The 17,186-nt window shown below is 71.5% G+C and carries 16 protein-coding genes; 10 read left to right on the top strand and 6 right to left on the bottom strand.

From position 1 onward, the window contains the following. The first annotated feature begins 158 nt into the window (after positions 1–158). Positions 159–1,619: an LCP family protein gene (locus tag HCC61_RS10190; RefSeq protein ID WP_240968754.1), complete on the top strand. Its 1,461-nt coding sequence runs from the start codon at positions 159–161 to the stop codon at positions 1,617–1,619. Between the two features lie 103 nt (positions 1,620–1,722). On the opposite strand, the gene HCC61_RS10195 is transcribed toward HCC61_RS10190, so the two are convergent. The 3 genes from HCC61_RS10195 to HCC61_RS10205 form a co-directional block, all read right to left on the bottom strand. Further along, complete coding sequence (locus HCC61_RS10195; RefSeq protein WP_346777113.1) at positions 1,723–3,543, bottom strand: acyl-CoA dehydrogenase; 1,821 nt, start codon at positions 3,541–3,543, stop codon at positions 1,723–1,725. A gap of 113 nt (positions 3,544–3,656) precedes the next feature. Further along, positions 3,657–3,914: a DUF397 domain-containing protein gene (locus tag HCC61_RS10200; RefSeq protein WP_169134968.1), complete on the bottom strand. Its 258-nt coding sequence runs from the start codon at positions 3,912–3,914 to the stop codon at positions 3,657–3,659. A gap of 4 nt (positions 3,915–3,918) precedes the next feature. Beyond that, on the bottom strand, positions 3,919–4,776 hold the full coding sequence (locus tag HCC61_RS10205; RefSeq protein WP_169134969.1) for a helix-turn-helix transcriptional regulator: 858 nt from the start codon (positions 4,774–4,776) through the stop codon (positions 3,919–3,921). Positions 4,777–4,993: 217 nt separating this feature from the next. On the opposite strand from HCC61_RS10205, the gene HCC61_RS10210 reads away from it, so the two are divergent. Continuing rightward, positions 4,994–5,446, top strand: a complete 453-nt coding sequence (locus tag HCC61_RS10210; RefSeq protein ID WP_346777114.1) for an ATP-binding protein — start codon at positions 4,994–4,996, stop codon at positions 5,444–5,446. A gap of 256 nt (positions 5,447–5,702) precedes the next feature. Then, the gene (locus tag HCC61_RS10215; protein WP_169134970.1) at positions 5,703–6,518 is read left to right on the top strand and encodes an SAM-dependent methyltransferase; all 816 of its coding nucleotides are present in this window, start codon (positions 5,703–5,705) and stop codon (positions 6,516–6,518) included. Positions 6,519–6,603: 85 nt separating this feature from the next. Here HCC61_RS10215 and HCC61_RS10220 read toward each other — a convergent pair whose 3' ends face one another. Together HCC61_RS10220 and HCC61_RS10225 are read right to left on the bottom strand one after the other, a co-directional pair. Continuing rightward, entirely contained in the window at positions 6,604–7,521 is a 918-nt protein-coding gene (locus tag HCC61_RS10220; RefSeq protein WP_169134971.1) for a helix-turn-helix transcriptional regulator, read from the bottom strand. A gap of 184 nt (positions 7,522–7,705) precedes the next feature. Continuing rightward, positions 7,706–7,948 (bottom strand): DUF397 domain-containing protein, encoded by a 243-nt coding sequence (locus HCC61_RS10225; protein ID WP_169134972.1) that lies wholly within the window; start codon positions 7,946–7,948, stop codon positions 7,706–7,708. Between the two features lie 222 nt (positions 7,949–8,170). Here HCC61_RS10225 and HCC61_RS10230 point away from each other — a divergent pair, with 222 nt between their 5' ends. The 3 genes from HCC61_RS10230 (at position 8,171) to HCC61_RS10240 (ending at position 11,169) form a co-directional block, all read left to right on the top strand. Beyond that, positions 8,171–8,374, top strand: a complete 204-nt coding sequence (locus HCC61_RS10230) for a hypothetical protein (protein WP_169134973.1) — start codon at positions 8,171–8,173, stop codon at positions 8,372–8,374. 203 nt (positions 8,375–8,577) lie between these two features. Beyond that, positions 8,578–9,477, top strand: coding sequence for a universal stress protein (locus HCC61_RS10235; protein ID WP_169134974.1), 900 nt, complete (start codon positions 8,578–8,580; stop codon positions 9,475–9,477). A 219-nt stretch (positions 9,478–9,696) separates the two neighbouring features. Continuing rightward, positions 9,697–11,169: an NAD(P)/FAD-dependent oxidoreductase gene (locus HCC61_RS10240; protein WP_169134975.1), complete on the top strand. Its 1,473-nt coding sequence runs from the start codon at positions 9,697–9,699 to the stop codon at positions 11,167–11,169. Between the two features lie 123 nt (positions 11,170–11,292). Here the strand turns inward: HCC61_RS10240 and ligD are convergent, their stop codons facing one another. Further along, a complete protein-coding gene (gene ligD / locus HCC61_RS10245) occupies positions 11,293–12,174 on the bottom strand; it encodes a non-homologous end-joining DNA ligase (RefSeq protein WP_346777115.1) in 882 nt (293 codons plus the stop codon). 217 nt (positions 12,175–12,391) lie between these two features. Between ligD and egtA the strand changes: the two genes are divergently transcribed. From egtA to egtD, 4 genes are all read left to right on the top strand, one after another. After that, positions 12,392–13,612: an ergothioneine biosynthesis glutamate--cysteine ligase EgtA gene (egtA, locus tag HCC61_RS10250; RefSeq protein WP_346777116.1), complete on the top strand. Its 1,221-nt coding sequence runs from the start codon at positions 12,392–12,394 to the stop codon at positions 13,610–13,612. 248 nt (positions 13,613–13,860) lie between these two features. Continuing rightward, the gene (egtB, locus tag HCC61_RS10255) at positions 13,861–15,231 is read left to right on the top strand and encodes an ergothioneine biosynthesis protein EgtB (RefSeq protein ID WP_169134978.1); all 1,371 of its coding nucleotides are present in this window, start codon (positions 13,861–13,863) and stop codon (positions 15,229–15,231) included. Further along, positions 15,231–16,193, top strand: a complete 963-nt coding sequence (locus HCC61_RS10260) for a class II glutamine amidotransferase (RefSeq protein WP_169134979.1) — start codon at positions 15,231–15,233, stop codon at positions 16,191–16,193. Before egtB ends, HCC61_RS10260 begins: the two co-directional genes overlap by 1 nt. Beyond that, positions 16,193–17,179: an L-histidine N(alpha)-methyltransferase gene (egtD, locus tag HCC61_RS10265; RefSeq protein ID WP_169134980.1), complete on the top strand. Its 987-nt coding sequence runs from the start codon at positions 16,193–16,195 to the stop codon at positions 17,177–17,179. The genes HCC61_RS10260 and egtD overlap by 1 nt, the downstream gene beginning before the upstream one ends. Positions 17,180–17,186 lie beyond the last annotated feature (7 nt).

Here is a 17,186-nt window from a genome sequence, read left to right on the forward strand (position 1 = left end):
GCGGAATCCCACATTCCGCGGAGGTGTACAGGCCCATGTCCTCGTCCTCTTCGTCCCGCCCCACTCGCCCCACTCGCCCCGCTCCGCTCGCCGCGGAGCCGTCGCGTCCGTGCCGGAATCCGTCTCAGCGTCCGCGCCCGCGCCCGCGTGCGCGCCGCATGCTCGCCGTCTCCTGTGCCGTCGTCGCCGCCCTCACCTGCGGGGCAGGTGCCGGGGTGCAGGCACGGCCGGGCGCCGGCGACGTGTCCGCGCCGCCCGGCGGTTCCGACCTCGTGAGCGACGTCTTCGACAAGATCCCCGAGTCCGGCCGCCCCGCACGCGGCCCCGGCGTCAACATCCTCATCGCCGGACTCGACCGGCGGGAGGGCCTGTCGAAGGAGACCAGGGACCGCCTGCACGTGAACGGGCAGCAGTGCGACTGCACCGACGTGCTGATGCTGCTCCACATCTCCGCCGACCGTGACCGCGTGAGCGTGGTCGGCATTCCCCGCGACTCCTATGTGCGCTTCGCGCGCCACCGCGACCACGGGAAGGGCTTCGGAAAGATCACCGGACGCACCACGCGCCACCTCGGCAAGATCAACAGCACATACGCACACGGCGGTCCGGCCCTCACCGTACGCACCGTCGAGCAGGTCACCGGCGTTCGCGTCGACCACTACGCCGAGACCGACTTCGCCGGGTTCGAGAAGGCCGTCGACCGCCTCGGCGGCGCGCAGGTGTGCACGGACGAGCCGCTGGTGGACGAGAACAGCGGCCTGCGGCTGGCGAAGGGCACGCATCTGCTGGAGGGAGACGAGGCGCTGCACTATGTGCGGGCACGGCATGTCGCGCCGCCCGGCGACCTCGGCCGGATGCGCCGTCAGCAGCATGTGCTCGGAGAACTGCTGCGCACACTGACGAGCGACCGCACGGCGAGCCACCCGGCCGAAGTGGTGCGCGCGGCCCTGGCGTTGCGCGGTTCGGTGCGCTGGGACAAGGGCTTCACCATGGAGCGCCTGGCGCGGCTCGCCCGCGAACTGCACGGACTGACGCCGCGGCGCACGGAGTTCGCGACGGTGCCGATCAGCGACTTCGACCACCGTGCGCCCGTATGGGGTTCGACCCTGAGATGGGACGAGCCGCGTGCACGGGGCCTGTTCGCGGATCTGCGTGCGGACCGGCCGGTCACCGGCGACCCCGTGACGGGGCCCGCGCCGGGAGCGACCCCCGTGCCGTACCGGCCCGAGGAGGTCACCGTCCGCGTGGCCGGCAGCGGCGAGACGGCGGCGCGCATCGCACAGGACCTTCGCGACAACGGCTTCAACGTCCTCGGCGCGCGCGGCCGTACGCCCTCCGGACCACGCGCCGGACGTACGGAGATCACCTACGACTCCTACTGGGAGCGCAAGGCGAGCACCATCGCGGCGGCTATGCCCGGTGCCGTGCTGCACGCGGAGAAGGTGGCGGGCACCAAGCACTCGGCGGTCTTCACGGTGCGGCCCGGCACCGAGGGCACCGGCGTCGCCGATGTCGTCTACGACCGCAGCAGCGTCGAAGGCGCGCCGGTGCGGGGCGACCAGCTCGACTGCGACGGCAGCACGCCGCACGACCGGCCTGGGCGGTCGGACAAGTCCTGACCCCTCGGGAAGTCCCGGGAGTCCCGGGAGTCCCGGGAGTCCCGGGAAGTCCACGCGTGCGGACCCGGCGTCCGCACGCGTGGGGGAGGGGAAGGAGAGAGGATCAGAACCAGTCCGGCTCTGCCTCCAGCGTCGTGGTGTCGAGCGAGTCCAGCAGGTCGAACTGCGGCCCTGTACGCGGCAGTTCGTGACGGAAGAAGTACCTGGCCGCCTGCCGCTTGCCCTGGTGGAAGGCGTCCTCCTCGCCGGCCGCGGCCAGGAACTGGCCGAGCCATATCCAGGCGACGACCACATGGCCGACCGCCTCCAGATACACGGTGGCGTTGGCGAGCGCCACGGCCGGGTCGCCCGTGCCCCACACCCTCGCCGTGACCCGGGTGACCCGGTCCCACGACTCCTGGAGGGCGGCGCCGAGTTCGGCCGCCTCGCCCGCGGTGTTCAGCGCCCGCTCCACCGTCTGCCCGATGGTCTCGCCGAGGGCAACGAGACCCGCGCCCTGGTCCATCACCGCCTTGCGGCCCAGCAGATCGAGGGCCTGTATGCCGTGGGTGCCCTCGTGGATGGGGTTGAGACGGTTGTCGCGGTAGTGCTGCTCGACGTCGTACTCGCGGGTGTAGCCGTATCCGCCGTGCACCTGGATCGCAAGGCTGTTGGCCTCCAGGCACCACTGCGAGGGCCAGCTCTTGGCGATCGGAGTCAGCACGTCCAGCAGCAGCCGGGCGTGGTCGCGTTCGTCCTCGCGCTCGGCGGTCTGCTGCTCGTCGACCAGCCGCGAGCAGTACAGCAGCAGTGCGAGCGCGCCCTCGACGTACGACTTCTGAGCGAGCAACATCCGCCGCACGTCGGCGTGTTCGATGATGGGGACCTGCGGAGCGGTGGCGTCCTTGGCGGCGACGGGCCGGCCCTGCGGACGCTCGCGGGCGTACTCCAGTGACTTCAGATAGCCGGTGTAGCCGAGGGCCATCGCTCCGGCCCCGACGCCGATGCGTGCGCCGTTCATCATGTGGAACATGTACTTGAGCCCGCAGTGCGGGAGGCCCACGAGATGGCCGACGGCGCCCGGCGCCCCGTCCGGACTGTGCGCGCCCTCACCGAAGTTGAGCAGGGCGTTGGTCGTGCCCCGGTAGCCCATCTTGTGGTTGAGCCCGGCGGTCACGACGTCGTTGCGCTCGCCGACGGTGCCGTCCGCGCCGACGAGGTGCTTGGGCACGATGAACAGGGAGAGCCCCTTGACTCCGGGCGGTGCGCCGGGAATCCGTGCGAGCACGAGGTGGACGATGTTCTCCGCGAGCTCGTGGTCGCCCGCCGAGATCCACATCTTGCTGCCGAACAGCCGGTATGTGCCGTCCTGTTGGGGTTCCGCACGGGTGGCGACGTCCGCGAGCGAGGAGCCCGCCTGCGGTTCGGACAGGCACATCGTGCCGAAGAAACGGCCGGCCATCATGGGCCGTACGTAGGTGTCGATCTGCTCGCGCGATCCGTGCTCGCACAGGAGCCGGGCGTTGCCGAGGGTGAGGAAGACATAGGCCGACGTCCCGACGTTCGCCGCCTGGAACCAGCTGAAGCACGCGGTGGTCACGAGCTGAGGCAGCTGCATGCCGCCCAGGTCCTCGTCCATGGGCGCGGCGAGCAGATCCGCCTTGGTGAACGCGTCGAGTGCCTGCTTCGCCTCCGGCAGGGTGTGCACGCGCTCACCGTCGAAGTGCGGCTCCTGCTGGTCGTTCTTCTTGTTGTGCGTGGCGAAGTGCCGGGTGGCGATCTGCTCGCTGAGGTCGAGGACCGCGTCGAAGGTCTCGCGGGAGTGCTCGGCGAAGCGCGGGCGCCGGGTCAGTTCCTCCGCGTCCAGCCACTTGTGGAGCAGGAAGTCCAGGTCACGGCGGGAGAGGAGAAGCGACGAGGTGGCCATGTGGCGTGATCCGATCACGGTCGGCGGCGTACGGGCGCATAGCTAAGCGCTTGCTTATCGTGCGCCCGCACGGTGCCGGCTGTCAACGGCTCCCAGGAACCGCCCCGGTCGGCCCTGGGGCCGGCCCCGGGTCAGCCCTGGGAGAGCAGGAAGTCGGCGTCACCGCGCTTCGCGCCGCGTACGAACGTGTCGATCTCCGCGGGGTCGTAGATGAGCGCCGGGCCGTCCGGGTCGCTTGACTGCCTCAGCGCTATGCGGCCGTCGCCGAGCTTCTTGGCCTCCAGGCAGTTGCCGCCGTTCGGGCCGCTCCACGGCTTGTGCCAGCCCTCGGTCCCCAACTCGCGTGAGGGCATGCCGTTGTAGATGTGCTGTGCTGTGTCGCGGCCCATGCGGTCAGAACTCCTCGCGGATCTCACCGAGTATCGCCTCGGTGCGTTGTGCGGGTGCGGCCTGTGCGCCCATGCGGTCCAGTGCCTCCAGGAAGACGGTGGTGTCGCGGCGTTCGTCGTGGTACACGGCGCCGCTGAGACTCTCGGCGTAGACGATGTCGGGCAGCTCCGGAATCTCGAACCGGAAGAGCTGGAACGGCCCGAACATGGCGGGGTGCGGGCCCGAGGTGTACTGGATGAGCTGCACGGTCACGTTCGGCAGGGCGGCACACTCGATGAGCCGGTCGATCTGCTCGCGCATCACGTGGGGTGCGCCGATGTGCCTGCGTACGACCTGCTCCTCCAGCAGCACCCACAGCCGCGGCGCGTCCTTGCGGCGCAGCAGTTCCTGGCGCTCCATGCGCAGGGCGACGCGTCGGCCGAGCTCCTCGTCGCTCGCCCGGGGAAACCCCGTGCGCAGCAGCGCCCGTGCGTAGTCCGCGGTCTGGAGCAGGCCGTGCACGCAGTGCGGCTCGTAGGCGCGGAGCATGCTGGCTTCGCCCTCGAGGCTGATGTAGAGGCTGAACCAGGGCGGCAGTACGTCGCGGAAGCCCTGCCACCAGCCGGGTCTGTTCGCGTCGTCGACCAGTTCCAGAAAGGCGCTGATCTCGCCCTCGGATATGCCGTACGTTTTGAGCAGTTTCTCCACATACGGTGGTTTCAGGCTGACTTCTGCCTTTTCCATGCGCCGCACCGTCGTGGTGTTGACGCTGAGGGCTTCGGCGGCCTCGCCGAAAGAGCATCCGGCGGCTTCGCGCAAGTCGCGCAGGCGGAGGCCGAGGACCATCTGGCCCACTGTCGGTGCGGTGCGGCCGTCAGCCAAGACGCCTCCCTTCCACCGGACTTGCTGCGCTAGAAGTGTGCCATGCGATCAGTGCACCGGCCACATTGTGCTTCCGATTCTGCAATTCGCAGACCGAGTCTTGCCAATTGTCAGGAGCGCGGAGCATAGTGATGTACGTGATACAGCTCATGACCCGCATTGTGCTGCCACTGCACGCTGTCCCCTCCCGCGGGTAGTCGGAAGGCGTCTCCCCACCGTGGCCCTCTCGCGCCCCGCCATACCGCTCACCCCGTCCGGACCGGCCGGGGCTTCCGTGCGTCATGAGGGCTTCGAGCTGCCGGCGCATGCGACGGCCGTCGCGGACGCGAGGGAGAAGGTGCGCGGTCAGGTGCGCAGCTGGGGGCTGCCGGAGGAGCTGGAGCACGCCGCACAGCTGGTCGTCTCGGAGTTCTTCACCAACGCCGTTGTGCACACGGACAGTTGCCGAGTGCGGTGCCGCCTCCAGGTGTGCGAGCGGTGGCTGCGCATAGAGGTCTGCGACGAGGGCGCCGGCCGCGGCGAGGTCCTGCCGCGCAGCGCGGCCCCGGGCGATGTCAACGGCCGGGGGCTCCAGTTGGTGAACGCGGTCGCGAAGACGTGGGGGGTGCGCTCCGAGGAGGCGGACTCGGGGCGCGTCGTGTGGGCGGAGCTGTCCCTTCCCGGGCTGTGACCACTTCCCGGGCTGTAACTGTGGACCGGTGGTGACCGCGAACACCGCGAACCGGCTGCGGCACCGGAACGGGCTGTGACCGCGGAGGCACATCCGTCACCGCTGCAACTGCTGACGCAGCATCCGCTCCTCTTACGAATTTCCTTTCCCTACTGGGCAGTTGAGGTGCTATGCGCCACATCGCCGTGGGATGCTCCACCGTAACGGATCGTGTACGCGGGGGTACGCGTACACCCAGCGAGACGGTGAGGCACGCATGCGCGAAGACGAGGTCGCGGCAGGGCAGGAAGTGGACGTCAACACGCCGAGCGTGGCGCGTATGTACGACTACTACCTGGGCGGCAAGGACAACTACTCGGTGGACCGCCAGGCCGTCGAGGAGCTCGACAAGGTCGTCCCGAGCACCCGGCCGCTGGCGGTCAACAACCGCCGCTTCCTGAGGCGCGCGGTGCGTGTGCTGGCGGAGGAGTACGGCGTACGGCAGTTCCTCGACCACGGGTCAGGCCTGCCCACCCAGGACAACGTGCACCAGGTCGCGCAGCGCGTCGACCGCGAGGCACAGGTGGTGTACGTCGACAACGATCCGATCGTGCTGGCCCACGGGCGCGCGCTGCTGGAGGAGAACGCCGAGACCGCCGTCATCCAGGCGGATCTGCGCGACACCGAGGAGATCTTCGGCCACTCCGAGGTGCGCAGGCTGATCGATCTGTCGAAGCCCGTCGCGGCTCTCTTCGTCTCCGTCATGCACTGCATCCCCGACTCCTCCGACCCCGCCGCCGTGCTGCGCCGGGTCGTCGACCGGCTGCCGTCCGGCAGTTTCCTGGTCATCAATCAGCTGGTGAGCGAGGACAAGGCCACCCGCGACTTCGTCACGGACTTCATGGCCAAGAGCACGGGCGACCGCTGGGGCAGGGTGCGTCAGGCCGAGGAGGTCGAGAGGTACTTCGACGGCCTGGAGGTCCTGGAGCCGGGCCTGGGCGAGATAAACGACTGGCGGCCGGACTCGGAGATCGGACCGCGCCAACTGACCGACGAGTGGTACGAGTTCGGCGGGGTCGCGCGCAAGCCCTGACCCGCCGGGCGGGACCTCGCCCGGAGTGCGGTGCGGCGGAGGCGGTGCTCCGCCGCCCGTCGCCGACGCCGTGGGGCGCCGCCGGTCAGCCGGCCTGCCTCTCGAAGCGGTTCAGCAGCCGTTCCAGGAACTCGACGGTCATCGAAGGCGGTTCGGCGGTGGCGCACAGGCGGTCCATCACCACCATGTAGTTCTCCACCTCTTCGCGCTTCTCCATGTACAGCGAGGAGGTGAGCTGTTCGAGATAGACGATGTCCGGCAGGTCGGGCTCCTGGAACCGGAGTATCGTCACGGGCCCGCCGGCCGCGGCGAGGCCGCCGATCGCGAACGGGGCGATCTGCACGGTGATGTTGGGCTGTTCGGTAGCCCACAGCAACTGTTTGATCTGCTCCCGCATCACGTCCGCGCCGCCGAGGGGGCGTTGCAGCGCCGCTTCGTCCACGACGGCCCAAAGCTTCGGGCCGTGGCGCCTGGTGAGGATCGCCTGCCTGTCCTGGCGCAGCTCGACGCGGCGCTCGATCTCCTCAGTCGAGGCACGCGGATGGCCCAGATGCATGACCGCACGTGCGTAGTCCTCCGTCTGCAACAGGCCGGGCACGAACTGCACTTCGTACATGCGGATGACGGAGGCTGCCTCCTCAAGACCGATGAGCCTGTCGAACCACGGCGACATCACATCGCTGTACTTCTGCCACCAGCCCGGGGTGTTGGCGTGCCGCGCGAGCACCAGATACTCCTCGCGCTGCTCGCGGTCGTCGATCCCGTAGAGCGTGAGCAGGTCGGCGACGTCCCGTTCCTTGCAGCCCACCCGGCCCAGTTCGAGACGGCTGATCTTGGCGTGGGAGCCGCGGATCGCATCCCCTGCCTGCTCCCGGCTGATGCCGCACTCCTCGCGGAGCCTCCGCAGCTGCGTCCCGAGGACGATCCGCAGAATCGTCGGCCCGCCGCGGGGATGGTCGAGGATCCGCCGGACCGACGAGTCGCCTTCCTGCTGTGCTGACATCAGGTCTTACCTGCTCCCGTTTAGTAACGAGTCGAGCGCTCAGTGTCCCACTCGGCGAACGACCCGTACAGTCATGCTCTTTGCACATACCCCGGCCATGTGCTGATGCCATTGTCGGCCCGGACACGGCCGGGGGACCCGTGCCCCCCGCTGTTGTCTCCGGCTGGGAAACCGGTGTGCCGGATCAGCCGTCGGCGGTCAGCAGATCGTCGAAGTCGCCGTCCTTGGCGCCCTGTACGAACGCGGCCATCTCCGAGGGCGTGTAGACCAGCGCGGGGCCGGAGGGATGACGGGAGTTGCGCACCGCGACATGACCGCCCGGCAGGCCGGCCAGCTCGACACAGTTGCCGTTGGGGTTGCTGCGGGCGCTCTTCCGCCAGGTGACGTTCTCGAGGCTGTTCGCCTCGATGCCGTTCTCTATCCGCATATGGCCTCTCCGTCTCAGCTCATCTGACAGACGTACGGGGGGTGTTGGCTCGTACTGTCTCACAGCCGAGCGTTCTTGCATCTGTAATTGCAGATGTACTTGCAGGAGTAAGTGCACGCATGGAGAATGGCCAATCGCAGCGGTACTTGAGCGGTGAACATGCCCTGGTGGCACCGCAGTTCGGCTCGGTCCGGCTCGTCTGTCGCACACTCTGGAGTCCTGGTGACCTCATACGGATTCGAACACCCCGCCGCGGCAGGGCCGGTTGACGACCGGACCTCCGTAGCGGAACTCGAACACTGCGACTGGGACGATCCGTTGACGCGCCTTCTGCTGCTGCTGGAGATCGCCGACCGTCCCGCATGGCTGCGCGAGGTCGCCCGCACCGCCCGGCACGGCGCCGCGGCCCGCCCCTCGGAGGGCTGACACCCGCAGGCCCGCACGGCCCCGCTGTCCCCGCGTTCGCGGACCGTCGACGCGACGGGCGGCACCGTCCCGTTCCTCGTACGCAGGGTCACTCCGGCGTGCCCGAAACCCCGTCATCTCGGGGCGCCCCGCCTTCTCCCGGCGTTCCCGCGAATCCCGCACACTGGGACATACGGACGACCCGACGCGAGGAGAGCCCCCAGATGAATGACCCCTCCGCAGCCCCTGCCGCCGAAGGCCGCGTGGTCGTCGGCGTCGACGGATCGGAACCTTCGCTGCGTGCCCTCGACATGGCCGCCGAGGAGGCGGGCCGGCGGGGAGCGACCCTGGAGCTGGTGTACTCGGCCGGATGGCCGCGCCGTTCGCGTGTCCCCGTGACCGCGGCCGACACCGAGCGCATGCGGGTCGCCGGGGCGGCCGTGCTGGACGACGCGGGCCAGCGCGCCCACGAGCACGTGCCCGGACTGCGCATCGTCGCCCAGGTCCACACGGAGGCGCTCGCCGACGACGTCCTCGTCAAGGCCAGCCGTACGGCGGCTCTGACCGTGGTCGGCACCCGGGGGCACGGCGGCTTCGCCGGGCTGCTCGTCGGCTCCGTCAGCCTCCGGGTCGCCACCCACTGCCAGGGCCCGCTGCTCGTCGTGGGCGACAGCCGCAAGTCCGGGGCCACCGAACGCGGCAGCGTGCTCGTGGGCATGCACACCCAGAGCGACGAACCCGCCCTGCGTTTCGGCTTCGAGGAGTCGGCGCGCAGGGACGCGTCCCTGCGCGTGCTGCACGTCTGGAACCAGCCGCGCATGCCGGGCAGGCTCCAAGTGCCGCCCAACGAGGCGAAGAAGGCGCGTACGGCGGCCGCGGAGCAGGTGAACAAGCTGGTCGATCCCGTGGCCAAGGACCATCCCGGCGTGGAGGTCAGCGCCGAGGAGCAGGGCGGCAGCCCCGCCGCCAGCCTCATCGAGGCCAGCCGGGCCGCCGACGTCCTCGTCACCGCCGTGCACCGGCGCCGTCCCCGCCGCCTCGGCTTGCAGCTGGGGCCCGTGGCGCACGCGGTGCTGCACCACGCGCACTGCCCGGTCGTGCTGGTGCCCACCTCGGTGGGCTGACACCCGCCCCGGCGACGCACGCACCGGGCACGGTCGGCGCGGCAGTGCCCGGCGCCCGCCGCCAGGCGCAGGCACAGGCGTAGGCACAGGCGTAGGCACCCGAGGGGCTGCGTGGGTGCGCCGAGTCCCCTGTGCGTACTGCGACGGCCACCCGGACCGTTTACGAGCAGCGCTCGCGCGCACCCGCAGCACCCCAGCACCCAGCATGTGGAGGCCGACATGACACGTTCCGAGGCGACCGCTTCGACCACCGGCAGCGACCGGACCGACGAGTACGACGTGATCGTGATCGGAGCGGGTCCCGTGGGCGAGAACGTCGCCGAGCGCGCACACGCCGCGGGTCTCAGCGCGGCCCTCGTCGAGAGCGAGCTGGTCGGCGGCGAGTGCTCCTACTGGGCGTGCATGCCCAGCAAGGCGCTGCTGCGTCCCGTGGCCGCGCTCGCCGACGCCCGCCACGTCGGGGGTTCCGCCCAGGCCGTACGTGGCCCGCTCGACGCCGAAGCGGTACTGGCCCGGCGGAACTCCTTCACCTCGGACTGGGAGGACGGCAGCCAGGTCGAGTGGCTGGACTCGGTCGGGTTGGATCTCGTACGCGGGCAGGGCCGCCTGGACGGTCCCCGCCGCGTGAAGGTCGAGACCCCGGACGGCTCGACGCGCACCCTCAGTGCCCGCCATGCCGTCGCCGTCTGCACGGGCAGCCGCGCCGCCCTGCCCGACCTGCCCGGCATCGAGGAGGCGCGGCCGTGGACCAGCCGCGAGGCGACCGCCTCGAAGGAGGTTCCGGGACGCCTCGCCGTCGTCGGCGGGGGAGTGGTCGCCGTCGAGATGGCCACCGCATGGCAGGCGCTCGGCGCCGAGGTGACCGTGCTCGTACGGGGAGACCGGCTGCTGGCCCGCATGGAGCCGTTCGCCGGAGAACTCGTCTCCGAGGCGCTGACGGAGGCCGGTGCCAAGATCCGTACCGGCGTCTCCGTCGAGAGCCTGCGGCGGCCCTCCCCGGACCGTCCCGTGACCCTCACGCTCAGCGACGGCGGCGAGCTGGAGGCCGACGAGGTCCTTTTCGCCACCGGCCGCAGGCCGCGCACCGAGGACCTGGGCCTGGAGACGGTCGGCTGCGAGCCGGGCGACTGGCTGACCGTGGACGACAGCTGCCGGGTGAAGGGCGTGCAGGGCGGCTGGCTGTACGCCGTGGGCGACGCCAACGGACGCGCGCTCCTCACCCACCAGGGCAAGTACCAGGCGCGGATCGCGGGCGCGGCCATGGGCGCGCGGGCCGCGGGCGTCCCGCTGCTGGAGACCGACCCCTGGGGCGCGCACGCCGCGACCGCCGACCACGAAGCCGTGCCCCAGGTCGTCTTCACCGACCCCGAGGCGACGTCCGTGGGGCTCACGGCGGCAGAGGCGGAGCAGCGCGGGCTGCGGGTGCGCGCGGTCGACCTCGACATGGGCGGGGTCGCCGGTGCCGCACTCTTCGCGGACGGCTACCGGGGACGCGCCCGCATGGTCGTCGACCTCGACCGCGAAGTCCTCGTGGGCGTCACCTTCGTGGGGCCGGGAGTCACCGAGCTGCTGCACTCGGCGACCGTCGCCGTCGCCGGCGAGGTGCCGCTGGAGCGGCTGTGGCACGCCGTTCCCTCGTACCCCACGATCAGCGAGGTGTGGCTGCGGCTGCTGGAGGTCTACCGGGGCTGACGTCGCCGGCGACGTCATGCGCCGCCCGCACCGCCTCCGGCTTCCCTGCCTCCCCGCCTGCCGTCCGCCTCCCGTATCCCGCGCTTCCGCGCTCCCGCGCCTCCGCGCCCCCGCGCTGATCCTTCAGAATCGGGCCGACAGGCGCCGGTCCGCCGCGCGCACCGACCTGCCGCGGGCGCTGACGTCCGCCCACGGATCGTGCCGGCGGAGCCGGTCGGCGATGTTGCGCAGGTTCCAGCGGTCGGGGCGCAGCTCCGGGTCGTCCAGCTCCGACCAGGCAACGGGCGTCGCCACGGGTGCCCCCGGCCGTGCACGTACCGAATAGGGCGCCACGGCGGTCTGCGCATAGGCGTTGCGCTGGATGTCGAGATAGACGCGGTCGCCGCGGCCGGCCTTGCGGGCCTCGTCGGTGAGCCGGTCCGGGTGGCGCGAGACGAGCAGCCGGGAGATGCGGCGGGCGAAGGCCCGCACGGTGTCGAAGTCCGACCTCCGGTCCAGGGGAGCGATCACATGCAGTCCGCGCGAGCCCGTCGTCATCAGCTGCGACGGCAGCTCCACCTGCTCCAGCAGCCCGCCCACACACGACGCCGCCCAGCGCACGTCGTCGAAGTCCGCGCCGCCGCTGGGGTCGAGATCGAAGATCAGCAGATCCGGGTTGTCGGGGCGGTCCGTCCTGGACAGCCAGCGGTGCGGGGTGATGCACGCCTGGCCCGCGAGATACACCAGAGTGTCCGCGTTGTCGCAGACCGGATGAAGCACCGTGCCGCCCTCCTTGGGCAGTTCGGCCGTGTGCACCCAGTCCGGGAAGTAGCCCGGGACGTTCTTCTGCATCAGCGGCTTCCCGCCGATGCCGTCCGGATGGCGTTCCATCATCAGCGCACGCCGCCGCAGCCGCGGCACCGCGCGTGGCGCCACCTGCCGGTAGTGGCGGGCGAGTTCGCTCTTGGTGATCCCGTCGTCGGGGAAGAGCACCTTCTCGGGTCTGCTGATCTCGATGTCCTTCACACCGCGACGAGTTGACCGCTCCCAGCTGCGCAAACCGGCCGTCGCCGCGGGCCTGGCGTGCCGTCGCAGCCCGCGCCGGGAGGCCGTTGCGCGTGCGCCGGGGCTTCACCCCGGCCGGCACTGCCGTCTTGCGCGAGGCGCCTCGGCGAAGGAGGCTCGGACTCTCAGGACTTACGCATACGCACCGCTCCGTATCCGACAGGAGGCACCGGATTCCGTGGATGCCGTGCTGAACGAGGACGAAGCAGCCGCGTACGTCGGCGGGATCTGTTTCAAGACGGGTCCGCCCCGCCGGGTCGGTGTGGAGCTGGAATGGCTCATCCGTGACCGGTCCGCGCCGTCCCGCGCCGTGCCCGCCGGCCGGCTGGAGAAGGCGCTCGCCCCCCTGTGGTCCCGTGGTCTGCCCGGCGGCAGCAGACTCACCCGGGAACCGGGCGGGCAGCTCGAAGTCTCCTCACCCCCGGGCGAGACACTCGCCGAGTGCGTCGCCACCACCGCCGCCGACCTGACCGTGCTGCGCAACCGCGTGCGCCACTGCGGCGCACTGCTCTACGGGCGGGGACTCGATCCGTACCTCAGCCCCCCGAGGGTGCTGGAGGATCCCCGCTACCGCGCCATGGAGGCGCACTTCGACCGTTCCGGCCCCTGGGGCCGGATGATGATGCGGGCCACCGCCGCCGTCCAGGTCAGCGTGGACGCCGGTGACGACTCCGACGGGACCACCGGCTACCGCCACCGCTGGCGGCTGGCCCACCGGCTGGGCCCCGTACTGGTGGCCGCGTTCGCCAACTCCCCGCTGTGGCGCTCCCGTCCGACCGGCTGGGTCTCCACCCGGCAGAGCGTGTGGGCGCGCGCCGACCCGGGGCGCACCAGCCCCCCGAGGACGCACAGCGACCCCCGCGAGAGCTGGGCCCGTTACGCGCTCGACGCCGAACTGCTGTGTCTGCGCCGGGATCCGCCCGCGGAGTGGACGGCACCGCCGAGCCTCTCCTTCCGTGAATGGCTGCGCGGTGCCCACCGGGAGCGGCCGCCCACACGCGACGATCTCGACTACCACCTGGGCACGCTCTTTCCGCCGGTGCGCCCGCGCGGCTGGCTGGAGCTGCGGATGATCGACGCCCAGTGCGGCGACGGCTGGATCGCGGCGACCGCCGTCGCGGCGACGCTGCTCGACGATCCGAAGGCCGCCGAGGCCGCGTGGAGCGCTACGGAGGTCCTGGAGCGCGACACGGCGGTGTGGGAGCGGGCCGCACGTGACGGGCCCGCCGATCCGCTGCTCGGGCGGGCCGTACGCGAGTGCGTGGCGGCGGCCGAGTCCGCGCTGTCACGTCAGGACCACGGCGGCCTGATCCACAACTCCGTACTCGAATTCGCGGAGCGCTACTCCGAGCGCGGGCGTTGCCCGGCGCACGACCAGCTGGAGGCGATGCGCGGCTGAGACGGGAGGCCGCAACGGGCCCTGCCGCCCCACCGGTTCGGCGGTCTTGCCCACCGGTTCGGCGGCCCTGCACCGGGTTGTGACCCGGCAAGGCCGGCGGCCTCGGCCGGAACGTTCCGGCCGGGAGCCGCGAGCCGAACGGTCCGGGAGCCGAACGGTCCGGGAGCCGCGACCGGGACACGCGGGGAGTCGTGGTCACCGAGCCGGGCACCCGTACCCGTGCACACCAGGAGAGGAGAGATCCGAACATGTCCGATCACCCAGCCGCGGCGGCCACCACCGCCCACACCGCCGACGCCGCGGCGACCGGCGGCCGTGAGCGTGCGCTTGCCGCGCTGGAGCGCGCACGGCGGCGCACCACGGCCCTCACGGACTGTCTCGACGAGGCCGGACTGACCGCGCAGCACTCCGAGTTGATGTCGCCGCTCGCCTGGGACCTGGCACACGTCGGGAACCAGGAGGACATCTGGCTGGTGCGCGCGGCCGGCGGCATGAGCGGGGTGCGTCCGGATCTCGACTCCGTGTACGACGCGTTCCGGACTCCGCGCGCGGACCGGCCCGCCCTGCCGATGCTCCCGCCCGACGCGGCCCGCGAGTACATCGCACGGGTACGCGCCCGCGCCCTGGAGGTGCTGGCCGGTCCGGTGCCCGACGGCGTGGACCCGGCCCTCTTCGAGGGGGACTTCGTCTTCGGCATGGTCGCCCAGCACGAGCAGCAGCACGACGAGACCATGCTCGCCACGCACCAGCTGCGCCGGGGGCCCGCCGTGCTCGACGCCCCCGATCCGCCCGCGCCCACCTCCAGGGCCGTCGACGAGCGGCACGGCCAAGTCCACGTACCCGGGGGCCCGTTCACGATGGGCACCTCCACCGAGCCCTGGGCGCTGGACAACGAGCGGCCCGCGCACACCATTCATGTGCCGGCCTTCGACCTGGACGAGGTGCCGGTGACGAACGGCGCCTATCAGCGCTTCGTCGAGGACGGCGGCTACCGGGACGAGCGCTGGTGGCATCCCGAGGGCTGGGCGTACGTGCAGCGGACGGGGCTGAGCGCGCCGCTGTTCTGGCGCCGGGACGGCGGGAACTGGGTGCGGCGGCGCTTCGGGTACATCGAGCGCGTGCCGCCCAACGAGCCCGTGATGCACGTGTGCTGGTACGAGGCCGACGCGTACGCACGCTGGGCCGGCCGGCGGCTGCCCACGGAGGCCGAGTGGGAGAAGGCCGCGCGCCACGACCCGGAGACCGGCGAGTCCCGCCGCTATCCGTGGGGGGACTCCGCACCCGACGAGGGCCGCGCCAACCTGGACCAGCGCCACCTGCGTCCCGCGCCCGCCGGCTCCTACCCGGCCGGTGCCGCGCCGTGCGGTGCGCGGCAGCTGATCGGCGACGTGTGGGAGTGGACGTCCTCCGGCTTCACCGCCTACCCCGGCTTCACGGCGTTCCCGTACCGCGAGTACTCCGAGGTCTTCTTCGGTGGCGACTACAAGGTGCTGCGCGGCGGCTCGTTCGGCACCGACCAGGTCGCCTGCCGTGGCACGTTCCGCAACTGGGACCTGCCGGTGCGCCGCCAGATCTTCGCGGGGTTCCGCACCGCCCGCGGCAGCGGGGAAGCGGACTGATGTGCCGCCATCTCGCCTATCTGGGGCCGCCGTCGACGCTGGCCGACGTCGTGCTCGCTCCGCCCAAGGGGCTGTACGAGCAGTCGTGGGCGCCCCGGATGCAGCGGTACGGGACGGTCAACGCCGATGGTTTCGGGCTGGGTTGGTATCCGGAACCCGAGCAGTCGCAGTCGGAGTCTCGGTCGCGGCCGGATACGGAGACGGAGACGGAGCCGGAGCCGGACACGGGGCCGCAGCCCGAGCCCGCGCGCTACCGCCGCGCCGTCCCCGTCTGGGCGGACGTGAACCTGCGCGACCTGACACGCGCCGTACGCAGCACGGCGGTTCTCGCCGCGGTGCGCGACGCCACCGAGGGCACGGCGCAGGACGAGACCGCGGCGGCGCCGTACGCGGACGGGCGGCTGCTCTTCAGCCACAACGGCGCCGTGAGCGACTGGGAGCGCCTCGTCGACGACCTGGGCGCGCAGTTGGAGCCGGCCGCGCTTCTCGCCCTGGAGGCCCGCTGCGACTCGGCGCTGCTGTGGGCCCTGCTCACCCGGCGCATCCGCGACGGGCATCCGGCCGAGGAGGCGCTGGCGTGGCTCGCGGTGCGCGTCGCGGAGATACGCCCGGGCGCCCGGCTCAACTTCCTTCTCACGGACGGCCGCACGATCTGGGCCACCCGCCGCGGCGACACCCTCTGGTACCGCACGGGGCCGGGAAGCGTGCGCGTCGCATCCGAGCCGGACGCCGCGGCGCACGAACCAGAGTCCGCGCACGCCTCCGTCCCCGCGCATCAGGAGGGGAGCACGGCGCCCGAGGCCGAGGCCGAGGCCGAGCCGGGCTGGCAGGAGGTGCCCGAGGACTCGCTGCTCGTGGCCACCGTCTCGTCCGTACGTACCGTCCCGCTGGTCCACGCCGCCGGACGGGCCCCGGACCGCGTGTCCGGAGGCGCCGACGGCATCCACGCAAGGAGAACCTGATGACGGGCCGATTCGAGCTCGACCGCCGTCTGCCCGACGGCTACTTCACCGACGCGCTCCACACCGACGTGCTGAAGGGCCTCACGGGCCGCCCCAAGTCGCTGCCGCCGAAGTGGTTCTACGACGCACGGGGAAGCGAACTCTTCGAAGAGATCACGCGGTTGCCCGAGTACTACCCGACGCGGGCCGAGCACTCGATCCTCGGCGAGCGGTGCGACGAGATCGCCTCGGCCACCGGCGCCCGCACTCTCGTCGAGCTGGGATCCGGCTCGTCCCGGAAGACACGGCTGCTGCTGGACGCCCTGCTGCGGCACGGCACCCTGGAGGCCTACGCCGCGCTCGACGTGAGCGCCGACGCTCTGCGGGAGGCGGGCGGCCGACTGCGCCCGGAATACCCGGAGTTGAAGATCACGGGCTGCGTCACCGACCTGGAGAGCGATCTGGGGCTGCCCTCCGACGCCCCGGGGCCGCGCCTCGTGGCCTTCCTCGGCGGCACCCTCGGCAATCTCGACGGTGACGCGCGGCCCGCCTTCTACGCGGCGCTGCGAAGCGAACTCCGCCCCGGGGACGCCCTGTTGCTCGGAGCGGACCTGGTGAAGGACCCGGCGGTGCTCGTACCGGCGTACGACGACGCGCAGGGCGTGACCGCGGAGTTCGACAAGAACGTACTGCGGGTGCTGAACCGTGAACTGGGCGCCGGATTCGACCCGGACGCCTTCGAGCACGTCGCGGTGTGGAACGCGGACGAGGAACGCATCGAGATGCGGCTGCGCTCGCTGCGCCGGCAGGCGGTCGAAGTGCCCGCGCTGGAGTTGACGGCCGAGTTCGAGGCGGGCGAGGAGATCCTCACGGAGATCGCGGTGAAGTTCCGCCGTGCCCCGCTCACCGCCGAACTGGCCCGCGGCGGCTTCGGGTTGAGGCATTGGTGGACCGACGAGGAGGAGCGCTTCGCACTCCTCCTGGCCGAGCCGGTGCCCGGCCGCTGACCCCCCA

This window comes from Streptomyces sp. HNM0575 (assembly GCF_012726265.1).
In the GTDB taxonomy this organism is placed as follows: domain Bacteria; phylum Actinomycetota; class Actinomycetes; order Streptomycetales; family Streptomycetaceae; genus Streptomyces.

Coding starts and splice junctions, on each gene's coding strand:
- HCC61_RS10235 (WP_169134974.1), top strand. CDS start 8,578: ATGAATGACCCCTCCGCAGCCCCTGCCGCCGAAGGCCGCGTGGTCGTC.
- HCC61_RS10225 (WP_169134972.1), bottom strand. CDS start 7,948: ATGCGGATAGAGAACGGCATCGAGGCGAACAGCCTCGAGAACGTCACC.
- HCC61_RS10190 (WP_240968754.1), top strand. CDS start 159: ATGCTCGCCGTCTCCTGTGCCGTCGTCGCCGCCCTCACCTGCGGGGCA.
- egtD (WP_169134980.1), top strand. CDS start 16,193: ATGACGGGCCGATTCGAGCTCGACCGCCGTCTGCCCGACGGCTACTTC.
- egtB (WP_169134978.1), top strand. CDS start 13,861: ATGTCCGATCACCCAGCCGCGGCGGCCACCACCGCCCACACCGCCGAC.
- HCC61_RS10260 (WP_169134979.1), top strand. CDS start 15,231: ATGTGCCGCCATCTCGCCTATCTGGGGCCGCCGTCGACGCTGGCCGAC.
- HCC61_RS10220 (WP_169134971.1), bottom strand. CDS start 7,521: ATGTCAGCACAGCAGGAAGGCGACTCGTCGGTCCGGCGGATCCTCGAC.
- HCC61_RS10200 (WP_169134968.1), bottom strand. CDS start 3,914: ATGGGCCGCGACACAGCACAGCACATCTACAACGGCATGCCCTCACGC.
- HCC61_RS10215 (WP_169134970.1), top strand. CDS start 5,703: ATGCGCGAAGACGAGGTCGCGGCAGGGCAGGAAGTGGACGTCAACACG.
- HCC61_RS10240 (WP_169134975.1), top strand. CDS start 9,697: ATGACACGTTCCGAGGCGACCGCTTCGACCACCGGCAGCGACCGGACC.